The organism is Streptomyces sp. NPDC059851 (assembly GCF_042732005.1).
Lineage (GTDB): Bacteria > Actinomycetota > Actinomycetes > Streptomycetales > Streptomycetaceae > Streptomyces.
Genome location: NZ_JBHWJJ010000013.1, coordinates 26,211 through 43,807 on the forward strand (window position 1 = coordinate 26,211; position 17,597 = coordinate 43,807).

Below are 17,597 nucleotides of genomic sequence, written 5' to 3' on the forward strand. Positions count from 1 at the left end.
GGGCTGCGGGCGGCAGGTGTCAGGACGGCTTGGTCTGGGAGCGGACCGCGCCCATGCTGGCTGCGATGACCAGGGCGATGGCCAGGGCGTCCTGCACCGACAGGGCCTGGCCGAGGACGAGGAAGCCCGCCGTGGCCGCGATCGCCGGCTCCAGGCTCATCAGGATCGCGAAGGTCGGCGCCGGGAGCCTGCGCAGCGCCAGCAGTTCCAGGGTGTACGGCAGTACGGAGGACAGGACCGCCACGGCCGCGCCGAGCGCCAGCGTCCCGGGGACCAGCAGGGCGGAGCCGGCCCCGGCCACGCCGAGCGGCAGGGAGATGACCGCCGCGACCGCCATGGCCAGGGCGAGCCCGTCCGCCTGCGGGAAGCGGCGGCCGGTCCGCGCGCTGAACACGATGTACGCGGCCCACATCGCGCCCGCTCCGAGTGCGAAGGCCGCCCCCAGCGGGTCGAGGCCGCCGAAACCGCCCCCGCCGTGCCCGGCGAGCAGGGCGACCCCGCCCAGGGCGAGGGCCGCCCACAGGAGGTTCACCAGCCGCCGCGAGACGACGACCGACAGTACGAGCGGGCCGAGCACCTCCAGGGTCACGGCCGGGCCGAGCGGGATCCGGTCTACGGCCTGGTAGAAGAGCCCGTTCATGCCGGCCATGGCCACGCCGAAGGCCACGACGGTGCCCCAGTCGCTCCGCGAGTAGCCGCGGATCCGGGGGCGGCACAGGAGCAGCAGGACGAGCGCGGCGGCCGCCAGCCGCAGCGTGACCACGCCCGCCGCGCCCGCCCGCGGCATGATCGTGACGGCGAGGGCGGCGCCGAACTGCACCGAGATCCCCGCCGCGATCACCAGCGCGACCGGGCCGAGGCGTCCGCCACGACCGACGGCTCCGGTTGCTGTTCCGGTCCCTGCTCCGGCTTCGGCCGGTCCCGATCCGGAGGCGGTTCTGGTTCCGGCGGGCGGGGCCGCGGCCGCCGTCGCGACGGGCTCGGGGCTGGGGGTGGGCGTGCTGGCGGGTGGTGCGGGCATTTATCCAGACTAAGGCGTACGTAAGGACCGTCGCAGCGTGGACTGCCTTACAGCCGCATACGGCCCCTTACGCCCGCTACCGGCGCTCCCGCCGCTCCCGCAGGGCCTCCGCCAGCACCTCCGTCAGGTGCCGGGCCCCGACCCCGGCCAGCTCCGCGATCTGCGTCCGGCAGGAGAACCCGTCCCCCAGGACCACCGCCCCCTGCGGGGCCCGGCGCAGCGACGGGAGCAACTGCTCCTCGGCACAGGCCGCCGACACCTCGTAGTGGCCCGGCTCGAAACCGAAGTTACCGGCGAGGCCGCAGCATCCACCGCTGAGCCCGCCGGTCAGCCCGGCCCGCTCCCGCAGCCGCCGGTCGGCCGCGTCTCCCAGGACCGCGTGCTGGTGGCAGTGGGTCTGCCCGACCACCGGCCGGTCCAGGCGGGGCGGCTGCCAGTGCGGGGCGTACTCCTCCAGGGCCTCGGCGAAGGTGCGGACGGCGGCGGCGAGGCGGGCCGCGCGGGGGTCGTCGGGCAGCAGGGCGGGCAGGTCGGTGCGCAGGGCCGCGGCGCAGCTGGGTTCGAGGACGACGACGGGGCCCCCGGTGTCGCCGACCGCGTCGAGGGTGCGGCGCAGCACGGTGCGGGCCCGGTCGAGGCGGCCGGTCGACACGTACGTCAGCCCGCAGCAGACCCGCGCGGTCGGCCCGCGTCCCGGGCCTGCGGTGCCCGTCCCCGCACCGGCGAGGCCCACCCGCAGCCCCGCCGCCTCCAGCACTTCCACTGCCGCCCGCCCGGCCCCGGGCGCGAAGTACTCGGTGAACGTGTCGGGCCACAGCAGCACCCGCGCCCGCGCCGCGTCCCGCCCGGCCGGCGCCGTACGGCGCCCACGCCACCAGCGGGTGAACGGCTGCGCGGCCGGGGCCGGCAGGCGGCGGCGCGGCTCCAGTCCGGCCAGGCGGGCCGCGCCCGGGAGGTGGACCAGGGCGCCGGCCGCCCGGGTCAGGTGCAGTCGGGCGAGCAGCCGGAGCCAGTCCGGCAGGCCGCCCAGCGTGTAGTGGGCCAGGGGCCGGATGCGGCCCGCCCAGTGGTGGTGCAGGAACTCCGCCTTGTGCGCGGCCATGTCCACGCCGACGGGGCAGTCGCTGCGGCAGCCCTTGCAGGCCAGGCACAGGTCCAGCGCCTCGGCGACCTCCGCGGAGCGCCAGCCGTCGGTCAGGACCTCTCCGGCCAGCATCTCGTGCAGCAGCCGGGCCCGGCCGCGGGTGGAGTGCTGTTCCTCGCCCGTGACCCGGTACGAGGGGCACATCACCGCCTGGCCGACCGGCCGCGCCGTCCGGCACTTGGCGACGCCGACGCAGCGGGCGACCTCCGCGGCGAACTCCCCCGCGGGCCCGGTCCGCGGCAGCACCTCGAAGCGCAGGTTCTCGTCCAGCCGGGCCGGGCGGACCAGGATCCCGGGGTTCATCCCGCCCTGCGGGTCCCAGACGTCCTTGTAGGCGCCGAACAGGTCGATCACCCGCGGCCCGTACATCCTGGGCAGCAGCTCCGCCCGCGCCTGCCCGTCCCCGTGCTCCCCGGACAGTGAGCCGCCGTGCGCGACGACCAGGTCGGCGAGCTCCCGGGAGAAGGCCCGGAAGCGCGCCACGCCCGCCGGCGTCACCAGGTCGAAGTCGATCCGCACGTGCACGCAGCCCTCGCCGAAGTGCCCGTACGGGGTGCCGTGCAGCCCGTGCGCGGCGAGCAGGGCGCGGAACTCCCGCAGGTACGTGCCCAGCCGGGCCGGCGGCACCGCGCAGTCCTCCCAGCCGGGCCAGGCCATCGCGCCCCCGGGCAGCCGGGTCGCGGTGCCGGCCGCGTCCTCCCGGATCCGCCACAGGGCCCGCTGCGCCGCCGGGTCGGTGACGACCGCCGCGTCCAGCGCGTCGGCCGCCCGTGCGAGCGCCCGGGCCGCCCCCTCGTCCCGGGCCTCAGCGAACAGCCAGGCCCGGCCCCGGGGCAGGCCCGCCGCGGCCGCACCGGGCACCAGGTCCTCGGCCATGCCCTCGACCGTCAGCGGCCCGTGCGGCAGCAGGCCCGCCGCGGCGTCGGCGGCCGCGCCCTCGTCCGGGTAGCCGAGGACCGCGAGCGCGGGTGCGGGCGGCAGTTCCACCAGACGGACCACCGCTCCGGTGACCACCCCGAGGGTGCCCTCGCTCCCGCAGAACGCCCGGGCGAGCTGCACTCCGCGCTCGGGCAGCAGCGCGTCGAGGCCCCCGTAGCCGGAGATCCGCCGCGTGAAGCCGGGCCCGCCTGGGCCGGGGCCGGTGGGGCTGCCGGGCGCCCCGCCGGGCCCGCCGCCCGCCATCCCCGTCCGCAGCACCTCCAGGTTCGCTGCGACCAGCTCGCGCAGCCCCGCGGGAGCCCCCGCCCAGCCGGTCCCGATCCGGTGGACGGCTCCCCCGTACGCCACCACCTCCAGCTCGACCACGTTGTCCGCGGTGGTCCCCCAGGCCACCGAGTGGGCCCCGCACGCGTTGTTGCCGATCATGCCGCCGAGGGTGCAGCGGGAGTGGGTGGAGGGGTCCGGCCCGAAGGTCAGCCCGTACGGGCGCACCGCCTCCCGCAGCCGCCCGAGCACCAGCCCGGGCCCGACGACGGCCGTGCGGGCCCCCGGGTCCACCGACACGAGGGCGTCCATGTGCCGGGTCAGGTCCAGCACCACTCCCGTCCCCGTGGCCTGGCCCGCGATGGAGGTGCCCCCGCCGCGCGGCACCACCGGCACGCCGGCCGCGGCGCAGATCCGCAGGGCGGCCGCCACGTCGTCCGCGTCGCGCGGGGCGACCACGCCGATCGGGACGCGCCGGTAGTTGGACGCGTCCATCGTCACCAACGCCCGTGCGGCGGGCCCGAAGTCGACCTCCCCGCTCAGTCCGTCCCGCAATGTCCGTTCGAGTTCCGCGGAGTCACTCACCCGCACACCTTCCCACCAGCCCCGTCCGTCTCATCGGGTGGACGCGCGTCGGGCTCCCCGTCCCCGACCCGATACGCTCCGCTCGTGGCTGAGATCCAGATTCCCGCTGACATCAAGCCCGCCGACGGACGCTTCGGCGCGGGCCCCTCCAAGGTGCGGATCGAGGCGCTGGACGCCCTCGCCGCCACCGGCACCTCCCTGCTCGGCACGTCCCACCGCCAAGCCCCGGTCAAGAACCTGGTCGGCTCGGTCCGCCAGGGCATCCGCGACCTGTTCTCGCTGCCCGAGGGCTACGAGGTGATCCTGGGCAACGGCGGCTCCACCGCCTTCTGGGACATCGCGACCGCCGGGCTCATCGAGCGCAAGTCCCAGCACCTCACCTTCGGCGAGTTCTCGTCCAAGTTCGCCAAGGCCGCCAAGCTCGCCCCGTGGCTGGACGAGCCGTCCGTGATCTCCTCCGAGCCGGGCACGCACCCCGACCCGGTGGCCGAGGCGGGCGTGGACGTGTACGCGTACACCCACAACGAGACCTCGACGGGTGTCGCGGCGCCGATCCGCCGCGTCGCGGGCGCCGACGCCGGCTCGCTCGTGCTGGTGGACGCGACTTCGGGCGCCGGCGGCCTGCCCGTCGACATCACCGAGACCGACGTCTACTACTTCGCCCCGCAGAAGTCCTTCGCCTCCGAAGGCGGCCTGTGGCTCGCGGCGTTCTCCCCGGCGGCCCTGGAGCGGGCGGCGCGCGTCCACGCGTCCGGCCGGCACATCCCGGAGTTCTTCTCGCTGCCGACCGCGATCGACAACTCGCTGAAGAACCAGACGTACAACACCCCGTCCCTGTCGACGCTCTTCCTGCTGGACCAGCAGCTGAAGTGGATCAACGGCCAGGGCGGTCTGGAGTGGGCGACCGCCCGTACGGCGGCCAGCGCGCGCACCCTGTACGGCTGGGCGGAGGCGTCGAAGTACGCGACCCCGTTCGTCGTGGACGCCGACAAGCGGTCCGCGGTCATCGGCACGATCGACTTCTCGGACGACATCGACGCGGCCGCCGTCGCCAAGGTGCTGCGCGCCAACGGCATCGTGGACACCGAGCCGTACCGCAAGCTCGGCCGCAACCAGCTGCGGGTCGCGATGTTCCCGGCGGTCGACCCGGCGGACGTCCAGGCCCTGACCGCCTGCATCGACCACGTCATCGAGAACCTCTGATCCACGCGGCGCCCGCCGTCCCCCGCACCGGGAGAGGGCGGGCGCCGCACGCGATACCTTCAAGACCTCGGCAATTCTTGGAGGAAGCGGCGTGAGCGTGCGAGTGACGGCGGCCCAGGACGGCACGGATCCCTTCGGCACGGCCCGGCTGCGGCGCGGGGTCATCGATTCCTGGGCGGCGGGCCCGTCCCGCTTCCGCGAGGACGCCAACGCCGAGGAGGACCTGGCCCTCGGCGGCTACCGCGACCGGCTCGTCGTCGAACTGGCCCAGAACGCCGCCGACGCGGCCGCCCGCGCCGACGTGCCCGGCCGGCTGCGGCTCACCCTGCACGCCGGGCACGGCGAACCGCCGGTCCTCGCCGCCGCCAACACCGGCGCCCCGCTCGACGCCACCGGCGTCGAGTCGCTGAGTACCCTGCGCGCCTCCGCGAAGCGGGAGTCCACCACCTCCGGCGACACCGTCGGCCGCTTCGGCGTCGGTTTCGCCGCCGTCCTCGCCGTGTCCGACGAACCCGCCGTCCTCGGCCGGCACGGCGGCGTGCGCTGGTCCCTGGCCGAGGCCCGCGAGCTGGCCCGGGAGGCCGCCGCCTACAGCCCCGGCCTCGGCGACGAACTGCGCCGCCGCGACGGCCACGTCCCCCTGCTGCGCCTGCCGCTGCCCGCCGAGGGCACCGCCCCCGAGGGGTACGACACGGTCGTCGTCCTCCCGCTGCGCGACGCCGCCGCCGAGGACCTGGTGCAGCGGCTGCTGACCGGCATCGACGACGCGCTGCTGCTCACCTTGCCCGGCCTGTACGAGATCACCGTCGACACCCCGGCCGGGGGCACCCGTACGCTGCGCCGCACCACCGACGGCCCGTACACCGTCATCGAGGACGTCCGCGACACCGCCGCCCCGGGCACCGCCGGCACCGCCGGGCAGACCCGCCGCTGGCGCACCGTCCGCCACACCGGCCCCATCGAGCGGGCCCTGCTCGCCGACCGGCCCGTCGAAGAACGGCTGCGGCCCTCCTGGACCGTGTCCTGGGCCGTGCCCGTCGACCCCGCGGGCACGCCCGTACGCCCCGCCACCGCGCCCGTCGTCCACGCCCCGACCCCGACCGACGAACCCCTCGGCATCCCCGCCCTGCTCATCGCGACCCTGCCGCTGGACACCGCCCGCCGCCACCCCGCGCCCGGGCCGCTGACCGACTTCCTCGTGGAACGCGCGGCCGACGCGTACGCCGAACTGCTGGCCACCTGGGAGCCGGTGGCCCCCGAGCTCGTGGACCTCGTACCCGGACCGCTCGGCAAGGGCCTGCTCGACGGGGCCCTGCGCACCGCCGTCCTCCAGCGGCTCCCCCGCACCGCCTTCCTCGCCCCCGCCGCACCCGCCGGGGACACCGCCGAGCCCGGCGAACGGGCCGCGCTGCGCCCCTTCGAGGCCGAGGTCGTCGAGGGCGCGGGCGCCGACACCGTACGGGTCCTCGCCGAGGTGCTCCCGACGCTGCTGCCCGCCGGACTGGAGCGGCGGCCCGAGCTGCGCACCCTCGGGGTGGGCCGGCTGCCGCTGGGTGACGCCATCGAGCGGATCGCCGGCATCGAGCGCACCCCCGAGTGGTGGCACCGGCTGTACGACAGCCTGGCCGGCGTCGACCCGGACCGGCTGTCCGGGCTGCCCGTGCCGCTCGCCGACGGGCGCACGACCATCGGCCCCCGCCACGTGCTGCTGCCCGAGGCGGACACCCCGAAGGACCTGGCCCGGCTGGGCCTGAAGGTGGCCCACCCCGACGCGGCGCACCCGCTGCTGGAGAAGCTGGGCGCCCTCCCGGCCACCCCCCGCGCGATCTTGACCACCCCGCAGGTACGGGCCGCGGTGGCCGCTTCCCTCGACGCCGGCGAAGTGTGGGACGAGGACGGGGCCGCCCTGGACGCCGACGAGCTGGCCGACGTCGTCCTGGGTCTGGTCCGCGACGCCGACCTCGCCCCGGGCGACGAGCCGTGGCTGGGCGCGCTGGCCCTGCCCGACGAGGACGGGGAGCTGGCCCCGGCCGGCGAGCTGCTGCTGCCCGGCTCGCCGCTCGCCGCGGTCATCCGCGAGGACGAGGTGCCGTACGTCGACGGCGACCTGGCCGCCCGCTGGGGTGCCCAGCCACTGACCGCCTGCGGGGTGCTCGCCGGCTTCCAGCTGGTCCGCGCCACCGACGTCGTCCTCGACCCGGACGAGCTGGAACCCCGCGACACCGACTTCGCCGAACCGGACGACGTCGGCCTGCTGGACGCCGTCGACGTGTGGTGCGAGGACGTCCTGGACCAGCTCCCCGACACCCCGCTTCCGCCGGTCGCCACCGAGATCGTCGCCGTCCGCGACCTCGACCTCGTCGACGACGACTGCTGGCCGCAGGCCCTGGCCATGCTGGCGCAGCCGCCGCTGCGGGACGCCCTCACCCAGCCCGTGCGGATCCTGCTCCCCGACGGCACCACCCGGTCCGTGCGCCCGTACACCGCCTGGTGGCTGCGCGGCCACCCGGTGCTCGACGGCCGCCGCCCGGCCGGGCTCCGCGCTGCGGGCACGGACCCGCTGCTCGCCGGCCTGTACACCTCGGCCGACGCCACCGGCTTCCATGACGAGCAGGTCCTGCGGGCCCTCGGCGTCCGCACCTCCGTGGCCGCGCTGCTCGACGAGCCCGGCGGCGCGGCGGAGCTGCTGGGCCGGCTCGCCGACCCCGAGCGGCCCGTCACCGACCGCCAGCTGCACGCCCTGTACGGGGCCTTGGCCGACCTGGAGCCCGAGCAGGTCACGCTTCCGGACGAGCTGCGCGCCGTCGCGGACGGGGAGCCGGTCGTCGTGGACGCCGCCGACGCGGTGATCGCCGACGCCCCCGACCTGCTGCCGCTGACGGCGGGGCTGCCCCTGCTGCCGGTGGCCCCGACCCGCGCGGCCGACCTCGCGGACCTGCTCCAGGTGCGCCGGCTGTCGGACACGGTCCCGGCGGAGGTCACCACGCCCGGCGAGGAGCACGAGGTCCCGGAAGCGGTCCGGATCCTGCTGGGTCCGGCGACCCCGCAGACGTACTTGGAGCACGAGGAACTGGTCGCGGGCGGCGTCGAACTCGACTGGCGGCTCACCCGGGACGGGGTGCTGCACGCCTCCACCCTGGAGGGCGTGGCGGCGGGCCTGGCCTGGGCCGCGGGGCAGTGGCCGCGCCGCTTCGAGGTCGCGGCCCTCCTGGAGGACCCGTCCCGTACGGCGGAACTCGCGCGGGACCGCTGGTTCGACTAGCGTCCGGCGACCGGGCGGGCCGTGGCGGTCCGCCCGTACGCCGGCCGCCCACCGGCCGTTCGAGCAGGCCGGCCGCGGTCAGGCGGGGAAGCGGCGGTCCACCCAGCGGAAGGTGACCTCGATCAGGGCGGCCGCCGCCACGGCGATGCCGAAGGCCGTCCACGGCATCGGCGCGCCCACCAGTTTCAGCTGGAAGAACTCCTGCAGCCACGGCACCACCAGGACCAGCAGGAAGGCGCCGCCCATCGTCCCGACCAAGGCGAGCCGCCACCAGGTGTACGGGCGGGCGATGATCGCCAGGACCCACATGGAGGTCAGGAACAGCGTCAGCGTCGCCGCGCTCGTCTCGGCGTTCAGCGCGTCCGCGCCCGTGTAGTGGTGGCGGGCCACCAGGTACGTGGTGAAGGTGGCCACCGACGCGATCACCCCGCCCGGGATCGCGTACCGCATCACGCGTCTCACGAAGTGCGGCTTGGCGCGTTCCTTGTTCGGGGCCAGGGCCAGGAAGAACGCCGGGACGCCGATGGTGAGCGTCGACAGGAGCGTCAGGTGCCGCGGCAGGAAGGGGTACTCCACCTGCCAGCAGACCACCAGGATCGCCAGCAGCACCGAGTAGACGGTCTTGGTCAGGAAGAGGGTCGCGACGCGCGTGATGTTGCCGATGACCCGACGGCCCTCGGCGACCACCGACGGCAGGGTCGCGAAGCTGTTGTTGAGCAGGACGATCTGGGCGACGGCCCGGGTGGCCTCGGAGCCCGAGCCCATGCTGACGCCGATGTCGGCGTCCTTCAGGGCGAGCACGTCGTTGACGCCGTCGCCGGTCATGGCGACCGTGTGTCCCCGGGACTGGAGCGCGCCGACCATGTCCCGCTTCTGCTGCGGGGTGACCCGCCCGAAGACCGCGTTCCGGGCGAGCTCCTCGGCCATCTCGGCCCGCTCGGCCGACAGCGCCCGCGCGTCGACGGTGTTCTCCGCGCCGGGCAGGCCCAGCTTGCCGGCGACCGCGCTCACCGACACCGCGTTGTCACCGGAGATCACCTTCGCGTGGACGTCCTGCTCGTCGAAGTAGCGCAGGGTGTCCGCGGCGTCGGCGCGCAGCCGCTGGTCCAGGACGACCAACGCGGTCGGTCTGGCACCGGCGGCGACTGCGTCGTCGTCGAGCTCGCGGACCGCCCGGGCGAGCAGCAGGACGCGCAGGCCCTGCTCGTTCAGCTCGTTGATCTCGTCGAGGGCGGCGTCGCCGGACGGCAACAGCACGTCCGGGGCGCCGAGCAGCCAGGTGGAGCTCTCGCCGTCGCCCTCGCTGAAGCAGGCCCCGCTGTACTTGCGGGCGGAGGAGAACGGCAGCGATTCGGTACAGCGCCAGTCCGCGCTGTCCGGATAGGCGTCGATGATCGCCTGGAGGCTGGCGTTGGGGCGCGGGTCGGACTCGCCGAGCGCGCCGAGGACCTGCCGGACGTACGCGGTGTCCGCGCCGCCGAGCGGGCGGAGCTCGGTGACGTCCATGCCGCCCTCCGTGAGGGTGCCGGTCTTGTCGAGGCAGACGACGTCGACGCGGGCGAGGCCCTCGATGGCGGGCAGCTCCTGCACCAGGCACTGTTTGCGGCCGAGTCGGATCACGCCGATCGCGAAGGCCACGGAGGTCAGCAGGACCAGGCCCTCGGGGATCATCGGGACGATGCCGCCGACGGTCCGGGCGATGGAGTCCTTGAGGTTGGTGTCCTTGACGACCAACTGGCTGACGATGAGGCCGATGGAGGTCGGGATCATCATCCAGGTGACGTACTTGAGGATGGTGGAGATGCCGGAGCGCAGCTCCGAGTGGACCAGCGTGAAGCGGGTGGCCTCCTCGGCGAGCTGCGCTGCGTAGGCTTCGCGGCCGACCTTGGTGGCGGTGAACGCGCCGCCGCCGGCGACGACGAAGGACCCGGACATGACGGGGTCGCCGGGTTTCTTCAGGACCGGGTCGGCCTCACCGGTGAGCAGCGACTCGTCGATCTCCAGTCCGTCGGCCTCGCCGACGACCCCGTCGACGACGACCTTGTCGCCGGGGCCGAGCTCGATGACGTCGTCCAGGACGATCTCGGAGGTGGAGACCTCGGCGGTGCGCCCGTCGCGGCGGACGCTGGGTTTGACCTCGCCGATGAGGGCGAGGCTGTCGAGGGTCTTCTTGGCGCGGAGCTCCTGGATGATGCCGATGCCGGTGTTCGCGAGGATCACGTAGCCGAAGAGGCTGTCCTGGAGCGGCGCGACGATCAACATGACCACCCACAGGACGCCGATGATCGCGTTGAAGCGGGTGAAGACGTTCGCGCGGACGATGTCGACGGTGGAGCGCGAGGAGCGGACGGGGACGTCGTTGACGGCTCCGCGCGCGACTCGCTCGGCCACTTCGGCGGTGGTCAGGCCGCTGCGCTCGAACGGGGGCGGGGGCGGGGCCGCCGGGGATGCGGCGGCCGGTCCGGCACCCGTCCGGGCACCCGGCTCGGGAGCGTCCGCATCGATCTTCGCCCGCTGCGTCATGTTTTCGACGGTAAAGGCGGAGCCCGTCGTTCACCCGCCGAAAGGGGTGAAGATCCGACTTCGGGATGAGGGAAATCCTCCCCCGGTCGGGCTGCGCCGTCCGGTGGTGCGGAGCACTGTCCGGCGTGCGGATCCCCGTCCGGTGTGCGGGAGCCCTAGCCGGCGTGCGGAGCGGCCCCGGCCTGCCCGGCCGCCTCGGCGGCGTGCCGCTTGAGGGCGGCTTCGCGGCCGCGGACGTACCAGATGCCGATCAGGCCGAGGCCGCCGCCGGCGGCGCAGCACCAAACCCACCACAGCAGGTCCCGGTCGGCGAACCACCCGTAGAACGGGAGCTGGGCGAGGAACAGGACGAACCACACGATCGTGCCACCGGTGATGGTCGCGACGACCGGGCCCTCCAGGGGCTCGGGAGCCTCGTGCTTCGCAGTCCATTTCGCCATGGCCACAAGTCTAGGCGGCGGAATTCGAGGTCTACGCGCGGAGATGGACGGGCTTTCGTTCATGTGTTCATACTGAAACGGTTCTGGGCCCAGGCCCCTTTTGATCGTTTGATCACACGAACCCCAATGCCCCCGCATTTCGAGGACCGCATGAGCACGTCGGCCCCCGCCCCGGCCTCCGCGCCGGCCGCGCAGCCCCCGGCCCCCGGCCCCCAGTCGGGCCTGGACCACTTCTTCAAGATCACAGAGCGCGGCTCCACCGTCGCCCGCGAGGTCCGCGGCGGCTTCGCCACGTTCTTCGCGATGGCCTACATCATCGTGCTGAACCCGATCATCCTCGGCAGCGCGAAGGACATGTACGGGCACCAGCTCGACGGCGGCCAGCTGGTGACCGCCACCGTCCTGACGGCCGCCTTCACCACCCTCCTCATGGGCGTCATCGGCAACGTCCCGATCGCCCTCGCGGCCGGCCTCGGCGTCAACACCGTCGTCGCCCTCCAGCTGGCCCCGCGCATGAGCTGGCCCGACGCCATGGGCATGGTGGTCCTGGCCGGCTTCGTCGTGATGCTGCTGGTCGCGACCGGCCTGCGGGAGCGGGTCATGAACGCCGTCCCGCTCGGCCTGCGCAAGGGCATCGCGATCGGCATCGGTCTGTTCATCATGCTGATCGGCCTGGTCGACTCGGGCTTCGTCACCCGCATCCCGGACGCGGCGCACACCACCGTGCCGCTCCAGCTCGGCACCGGTGGGCAGCTGCACGGCTGGCCCGTGCTGGTCTTCGTCGTCGGCGTGCTGCTGACCCTCGCCCTGCTGATCCGCAAGACGCCCGGCGCGATCCTGATCTCCATCGTGGCGATGACCGTCGTCGCCGCCGTCGTCCATGCCGTGTTCCAGCTGCCCGCCGCCGGCTGGGGCCTGACCGTCCCGGAGTGGCCCGGCAACCCGGTCGCGGCCCCCGACTTCGGGCTCGTCGGTCAGGTCAGCCTGTTCGGCGGCTTCGAAGAGGTCGGCCTGCTGACCGGCTGCCTGTTCGTCTTCACCGTGCTGCTGTCCTGCTTCTTCGACGCGATGGGCACGATCCTCGGCGTCGGCGACGAGGCCGAGCTGGTCGAGAAGGACGGCACCTTCCCCGGCATCAACAAGGTGCTGCTCGTGGACGGCCTGGCCGTCGCCTCCGGCGGCGCGACCTCCTCCTCCGCCACCACCTGCTTCGTGGAGTCCACGGCCGGCGTCGGCGAGGGCGCCCGTACGGGCCTGGCCAACGTGGTCACGGGCGGCCTCTTCGCCCTCGCCCTGTTCCTCACCCCGCTCGCCACGATGGTCCCCTCCCAGGCGGCCACCCCCGCCCTGGTGGCAGTGGGCTTCCTGATCCTCGCGGGCTCGGTGAAGGACATCGACTGGAGCGACTTCACCATCGCCGTCCCGGCCTTCCTGGCCATGGTGACGATGCCGTTCACGTACTCGATCACCAACGGCATCGGCATCGGCTTCATCGCCTTCAGCGTGCTGCGACTGGCGACCGGCCGGGGCCGGGAGGTCCCCGCGGCCATGTACGTGGTCTCGGCGGTGTTCGTCTTCTTCTACGCGATGCCGGCCCTCGGCCTCACGTGACGCCCCCGGCTCACGTGACCCCGTAGAACTTCTCCGTCTCGTCGACGGCCGCCTTGAAGCGCTCGTCGAAGTCATCGCGAATGAGCGTCCGGACGACATAGTCCTGGACGCTCATTCCGCGTTTGGCGGCGTGGATGCGGAGGCGGTCGAGCAGCTCCCCGTCTATGCGCATGCTGAGCACCTGTGTCCCCATGCGGACAGCGTCCTGGCACAAGGCGCGGACGCGTGTCACTTTTCCCGCCACCCTCACCCGTACGAGTGATGCACGGGTGACGCGTACGAGTGACGGCGCGCGACGCGGGCGCGACGCGGGAGTGGAGCGCGCGTGACGCCGGCGCCCCGCCGGCGCGATGCCGGCACGACACGAAAACCCATTGTTCCTTAGCGAGAGTAATGAGTTACTCTAAAGACATGCTTGACCTCACCCATGGCGACGACGCTGCCGCCGTGAACGACCTGCGCTCCGCCGTCATGCGGCTGGGCCGACGCCTGAAGCACCAGCGCGTCGACGAATCGCTGAGCCCGACCGAGATGTCGGTCCTCGGCACCCTCGCCCGGTGCGGCCGGGCCACCCCGGGCGAACTCGCCCGTCGTGAACACGTCCAGCCGCCCTCGATGACACGCATCGTCGCACTGCTGGAGGCCAAGGGACTGGTCAAGCTGGAACCGCACCCCGAGGACCGCCGCCAGAAGGTGGTCAGCCAGACGGAAGAGGCCGAGGTGATGCTCGAAGAGAGCCGCCGCAAGCGCAACGCCTTCCTGGCCGGGCTCGCGGCAGAGCTGACCGAGGACGAATGGGCCAAGCTGCGCACGGCCGCGCCCGTCCTGGAGAAGCTCGCCCACCTGTAGGAACGACACCAGGAGGCGAACGCCCTTGAGTACGGGAAACGGAGCATCCTCCGCACCCGGCCATACATCCACCTCTACCACTCGCACCGCGAGCCGGGCGTCGAGAACCTCACGGAACTCGATGTTCAGCTCGCTGAGGATCCGGAACTACCGGCTCTTCGCCACGGGACAGGCCGTCTCGAACACCGGCACCTGGATGCAGCGCATCGCCCAGGACTGGCTGGTCCTGTCCCTGACCGGCTCGGCCTCCGCAGTCGGCATCACCATCGCGCTGCAGTTCCTGCCGGTGCTGGTCCTCGGCCTCTACGGGGGCGTCCTCGCGGACCGGCTGCCGAAGCGCCCGCTGCTCGTCGCCACCCAGGCCCTGATGGGCCTGACCGGCGTCGCACTGGCCGTGCTCACCCTCGCCGGACACGTCCAGGTCTGGCACGTGTACCTGGCCGCACTGCTGATCGGCCTGATCTCGGTCGTGGACAACCCCGCCCGGCAAACGTTCGTCTCCGAGATGGTCGGTCCCCGGCAGCTCGCCAACGCCGTCAGCCTGAACTCAGCCAACTTCCAGTCCGCGCGGCTGATCGGCCCGGCCGTCGCCGGTGTGCTGATCACCGCCGTCGGCTCCGGCTGGGCCTTCCTGCTGAACGGGCTGTCCTTCGCCGCCCCCGTCGCCGGCCTGCTGCTGATGCGGACGGGCGAACTGCACCCGGTCCGGCCCCAGCCGCGCGCCAAGGGCCAGCTGCGGGAGGGGCTGCGCTACGTCGCGGGACGCCCCGAGCTGGTCTGGCCGATCGTGCTGGTCGGGTTCATCGGGACCTTCGGCTTCAACTTCCCGATCTGGCTGTCGGCCTTCGTCGGGGACGTCTTCCACGAGGACGCGGGCACGTACGGGTTCCTCAACACCCTCCTCGCGGCCGGCTCCCTGGCCGGCGCCCTGCTGGCGGCGCGGCGCGGGGCCTCGCGGCTGCGGCTGCTGGTCACGGCAGCCGTCCTGTTCTCCGTCCTGGAGGTCGTGGCTGCGTTCGCGCCCGGCTTCTGGCTGTTCGCGGCGCTGCTCGTGCCGATCGGGATGTTCGGGCTGACGGTCAACGTCACCGCCAACGCGAGCGTCCAAACGGCCACCGATCCGGAGATGCGGGGCCGGGTGATGGCCCTGTACATGATGGTGTTCACCGGTGGCACCCCGATCGGTGCACCGCTGGTCGGCTGGATCACCGACACGTACGGCCCGCGGATCGGCATGGCCGCCGGCGGGGCCGTGTCGCTGGCCGCGGCGGCCGGCATCGCGGTGGTCCTGTCCCGGGTCGGCAACCTCCGGCTGAGCGTCAGCCGCCACGGGGTCGCCTTCGTCCCGTCCAAGACGGAACGCGTCCTGGTCAGAGCGGCCTGAGCCGACGCAGCCACGGCCGCCCGAACTCCCGGCCCCAGCGGCCCGACCCCAGCGACCCGGCCCTGCGGCCCGGGACCCGGCTGGCCGAGCCGCGGGCGGGCGGCCCCGCCCGGGCCGCCCCGCCGACGGGTGCGGGCCGCCTGCGGCTGAGCGCGCAGTTCCCCGCGCCCCTGAGCAGGTGCCCCCTGCCCAGCAGGACCAACACGGGCCCAGCAGGGTGTGCGGGCAGCCACGGGCGGCCCTGAGCCCCGGGGGCGCGGGGAACTGCGCGACCAGCCACCCACACGCCGCACGGGCTCGACGGGCGGTCGGCCCCTCAGCGGCCGGGACGGTCAGGAAGGGCGGGGGCGACGGCGGAAGAGGCGTTTGGCTGCCAGGACCACGACCGTGCCCACCAGCAGGACCGCCGCTCCCTTGGTGAGTCCGCCGCCGCCCTCCTCCTGCCCGGACGCGGCGCCCGGCGGGGTCCCCGGGGTGGCCGGGGCGGCCGGGCCCGGGGAGCCCGCCGGGCCTCCCGCGGCCGGCTTCACCGGCACCGCCACCACCCGGCTGCCCTGCCCCTCCGCCCCGAACAGCAACGTCGACCCGTCCGGCGAGTACGTCACCGACTCCGCCTGGCCCTGCCACGGCGCGTCCACCCTTTCGCCCTGCCCCTCCGGCCGCCCGTCCTTCCACGGGTACGTCCGCGCGAAGAAGTAGCCGCGCAGGGTGAGCCGGCTGCCGTCCGGCGAGAACGCCCCGTCCGTCACCCACGGCACGTCCGCCACCCGCCGGAACAGGTTCGTCCCCGACGTGGTCAGCCGCTCGGGACCCTCGTACAGCCCGCCCTCGTCCTCGCTCTTGCTCGCGATGTACACCCGTCCCGTCACCGGATGCACCATCAGCGCTTCGGCGTCGCGCGGCCCGTCGGCGTACTTCACCGTGAACTGCTCCGCCTCGACCGTCGCGTCGGCCAGTTGCTTCGGCTCGGGAAAGCGGTAGATCCACACGTGGTTCCAGGTGCCGTTGCGGTTGTCACCGACGTCGCCGACGTACACCTTCCCGTCGGGCCCCACCGACACCGCCTCGACGTCGCGCGGGGTGCCGATGCCGGTCAGCGTCAGGCGCGCCACGGTCTTCCCGGTCGCCGAGTCCACCGCGTACACGTACGGGCCGTCGTCGCTGTCGTTGTGCGTCCAGTACACCCCCGGATGGCTCCGGCTCGCGGCCAGCCCGCTCGACTCCTTGATCCGCGGATCGGCGAGGGTGAACCCGGTCGGTGCGGGGGCGGGCGCGGGCGCGGGCGCGGCGGCCGCCCGGGCCGGCGCCACCGCGAGGACGACGACGGCGGTGGCAGCAGCAAGGGTGAAGGACGACGGGAACGGCAGGCGCATGACCCCAGCCTGCCAAAGCGGCCCGCGTGTCCGGCATCACAGGGGCGCGCGCCGTGTGATCCGCGATGATGACCGGATGCGTTTCATGTTCGTCGGCGATTCCATGACCATCGGACGCGCCGGCGACTACACCTGGCGCTACCGCATGTGGCAGCACCTCAACGCCACCTTCGGCGGCCCGTACCGGATCGTCGGCCCGCGCTGCGAGCTGTACGACACCGCCGCCGACACGCCGACCAGCCACGCGTACGCCGACCCCGGCTTCCCCGAACGCGCCCGACGCCACCTGGCCGGCTGGGGCGAGGGCTGGCAGCACATGGCCCCGGTCATCGGCCCCGCCGTCGCCGCCGGCCGGGCCGACGTCCTGCTCGTCTCCCTCGGCCTCATCGACCTCGGCTTCTACACCGGCGCCGAGGAGACCGCGGCCAACATGCGCCGGTTCGTCGCCGAGGCGCGCGCCGCCCGCCCCGGCATACGCATGGTCCTCCTGCCGGTGATACCGAACAGCCGGGCCGAGGAGGACGAGCTGTTCGCCGCCGAGGTCGACCGGTTCAACGAGCTCCTCGCCAAGGCCGTCGCCGACCTGTCCACCGACGCCTCGCCGGTCCTGCTGGGGGCGCGCCCGGCCGCGTACGACATCCACCGCGACACCTACGACGGCACCCACCCCAACGCCTCCGGCGAACACCGGCTGGCCGGCGAGTTCGCGGCGGTCCTGCACCAGGCCTGGGGCATGGGCGGCCCCTACCGCCCCGCCGGCACGGCCTGACGGCCCGCAACACGCCCTGCGGCCCCGGCACTTGCTTGGAGTGCGCTCCACGCAGTTGGCTGGTGCCCATGAAGTACACACAGCTCGGACGCACCGGACTCAAGGTCAGCCGACTCGTACTCGGCACGATGAACTTCGGCCCCCAGACCGGGGAGCCCGAGAGCCACGCCATCATGGACGCCGCGCACGACGCCGGCATCAACTTCTTCGACACCGCCAAGCAGGCACTT

The 17,597-nt window shown here is 73.9% G+C and carries 12 protein-coding genes and 1 pseudogene; 7 read left to right on the forward strand and 6 right to left on the reverse strand.

What is annotated here, in order from left to right; genetic code table 11:
• Positions 1 to 19 precede the first annotated feature (19 nt).
• Both ACFV7Q_RS06570 and ACFV7Q_RS06575 read right to left on the reverse strand, forming a co-directional pair.
• Positions 20 to 1,021 carry a DMT family transporter gene (locus tag ACFV7Q_RS06570; RefSeq protein ID WP_385424352.1) on the reverse strand — a complete coding sequence of 334 codons (1,002 nt, stop codon included), beginning with the start codon at positions 1,019 to 1,021 and terminating at the stop codon, positions 20 to 22.
• Between the two features lie 76 nt (positions 1,022 to 1,097).
• Positions 1,098 to 3,953 (reverse strand): FAD-binding and (Fe-S)-binding domain-containing protein, encoded by a 2,856-nt coding sequence (locus tag ACFV7Q_RS06575; protein ID WP_385424354.1) that lies wholly within the window; start codon positions 3,951 to 3,953, stop codon positions 1,098 to 1,100.
• An 84-nt stretch (positions 3,954 to 4,037) separates the two neighbouring features.
• Here ACFV7Q_RS06575 and serC point away from each other — a divergent pair, with 84 nt between their 5' ends.
• A complete protein-coding gene (gene serC / locus ACFV7Q_RS06580) occupies positions 4,038 to 5,156 on the forward strand; it encodes a phosphoserine transaminase (protein WP_385424356.1) in 1,119 nt (372 codons plus the stop codon).
• A gap of 91 nt (positions 5,157 to 5,247) precedes the next feature.
• On the forward strand, positions 5,248 to 8,418 hold the full coding sequence (locus ACFV7Q_RS06585; protein WP_385424359.1) for a sacsin N-terminal ATP-binding-like domain-containing protein: 3,171 nt from the start codon (positions 5,248 to 5,250) through the stop codon (positions 8,416 to 8,418).
• A 78-nt stretch (positions 8,419 to 8,496) separates the two neighbouring features.
• Here ACFV7Q_RS06585 and ACFV7Q_RS06590 read toward each other — a convergent pair whose 3' ends face one another.
• Complete coding sequence (locus tag ACFV7Q_RS06590; RefSeq protein WP_385424362.1) at positions 8,497 to 10,941, reverse strand: HAD-IC family P-type ATPase; 2,445 nt, start codon at positions 10,939 to 10,941, stop codon at positions 8,497 to 8,499.
• Between the two features lie 155 nt (positions 10,942 to 11,096).
• Positions 11,097 to 11,381: a DUF2530 domain-containing protein gene (locus ACFV7Q_RS06595; protein ID WP_385424364.1), complete on the reverse strand. Its 285-nt coding sequence runs from the start codon at positions 11,379 to 11,381 to the stop codon at positions 11,097 to 11,099.
• Positions 11,382 to 11,531: 150 nt separating this feature from the next.
• On the opposite strand from ACFV7Q_RS06595, the gene ACFV7Q_RS06600 reads away from it, so the two are divergent.
• The gene (locus ACFV7Q_RS06600; protein WP_385424367.1) at positions 11,532 to 12,992 is read left to right on the forward strand and encodes an NCS2 family permease; all 1,461 of its coding nucleotides are present in this window, start codon (positions 11,532 to 11,534) and stop codon (positions 12,990 to 12,992) included.
• Between the two features lie 10 nt (positions 12,993 to 13,002).
• Here ACFV7Q_RS06600 and ACFV7Q_RS06605 read toward each other — a convergent pair whose 3' ends face one another.
• On the reverse strand, positions 13,003 to 13,185 hold the full coding sequence (locus tag ACFV7Q_RS06605) for a ribbon-helix-helix protein, CopG family (RefSeq protein WP_360634584.1): 183 nt from the start codon (positions 13,183 to 13,185) through the stop codon (positions 13,003 to 13,005).
• Positions 13,186 to 13,403: 218 nt separating this feature from the next.
• Between ACFV7Q_RS06605 and ACFV7Q_RS06610 the strand changes: the two genes are divergently transcribed.
• Positions 13,404 to 13,841, forward strand: coding sequence for a MarR family winged helix-turn-helix transcriptional regulator (locus tag ACFV7Q_RS06610; protein ID WP_385424370.1), 438 nt, complete (start codon positions 13,404 to 13,406; stop codon positions 13,839 to 13,841).
• 25 nt (positions 13,842 to 13,866) lie between these two features.
• Positions 13,867 to 15,225: an MFS transporter gene (locus ACFV7Q_RS06615; RefSeq protein WP_385424372.1), complete on the forward strand. Its 1,359-nt coding sequence runs from the start codon at positions 13,867 to 13,869 to the stop codon at positions 15,223 to 15,225.
• A 332-nt stretch (positions 15,226 to 15,557) separates the two neighbouring features.
• On the opposite strand, the gene ACFV7Q_RS06620 is transcribed toward ACFV7Q_RS06615, so the two are convergent.
• Entirely contained in the window at positions 15,558 to 16,598 is a 1,041-nt protein-coding gene (locus ACFV7Q_RS06620) for a WD40 repeat domain-containing protein (RefSeq protein ID WP_385424375.1), read from the reverse strand.
• A 76-nt stretch (positions 16,599 to 16,674) separates the two neighbouring features.
• On the opposite strand from ACFV7Q_RS06620, the gene ACFV7Q_RS06625 reads away from it, so the two are divergent.
• Positions 16,675 to 17,367, forward strand: coding sequence for a GDSL-type esterase/lipase family protein (locus tag ACFV7Q_RS06625; protein WP_385424376.1), 693 nt, complete (start codon positions 16,675 to 16,677; stop codon positions 17,365 to 17,367).
• A 68-nt stretch (positions 17,368 to 17,435) separates the two neighbouring features.
• Positions 17,436 to 17,585, forward strand: a pseudogene (locus ACFV7Q_RS06630) (aldo/keto reductase); the annotation flags it as partial.
• Positions 17,586 to 17,597 lie beyond the last annotated feature (12 nt).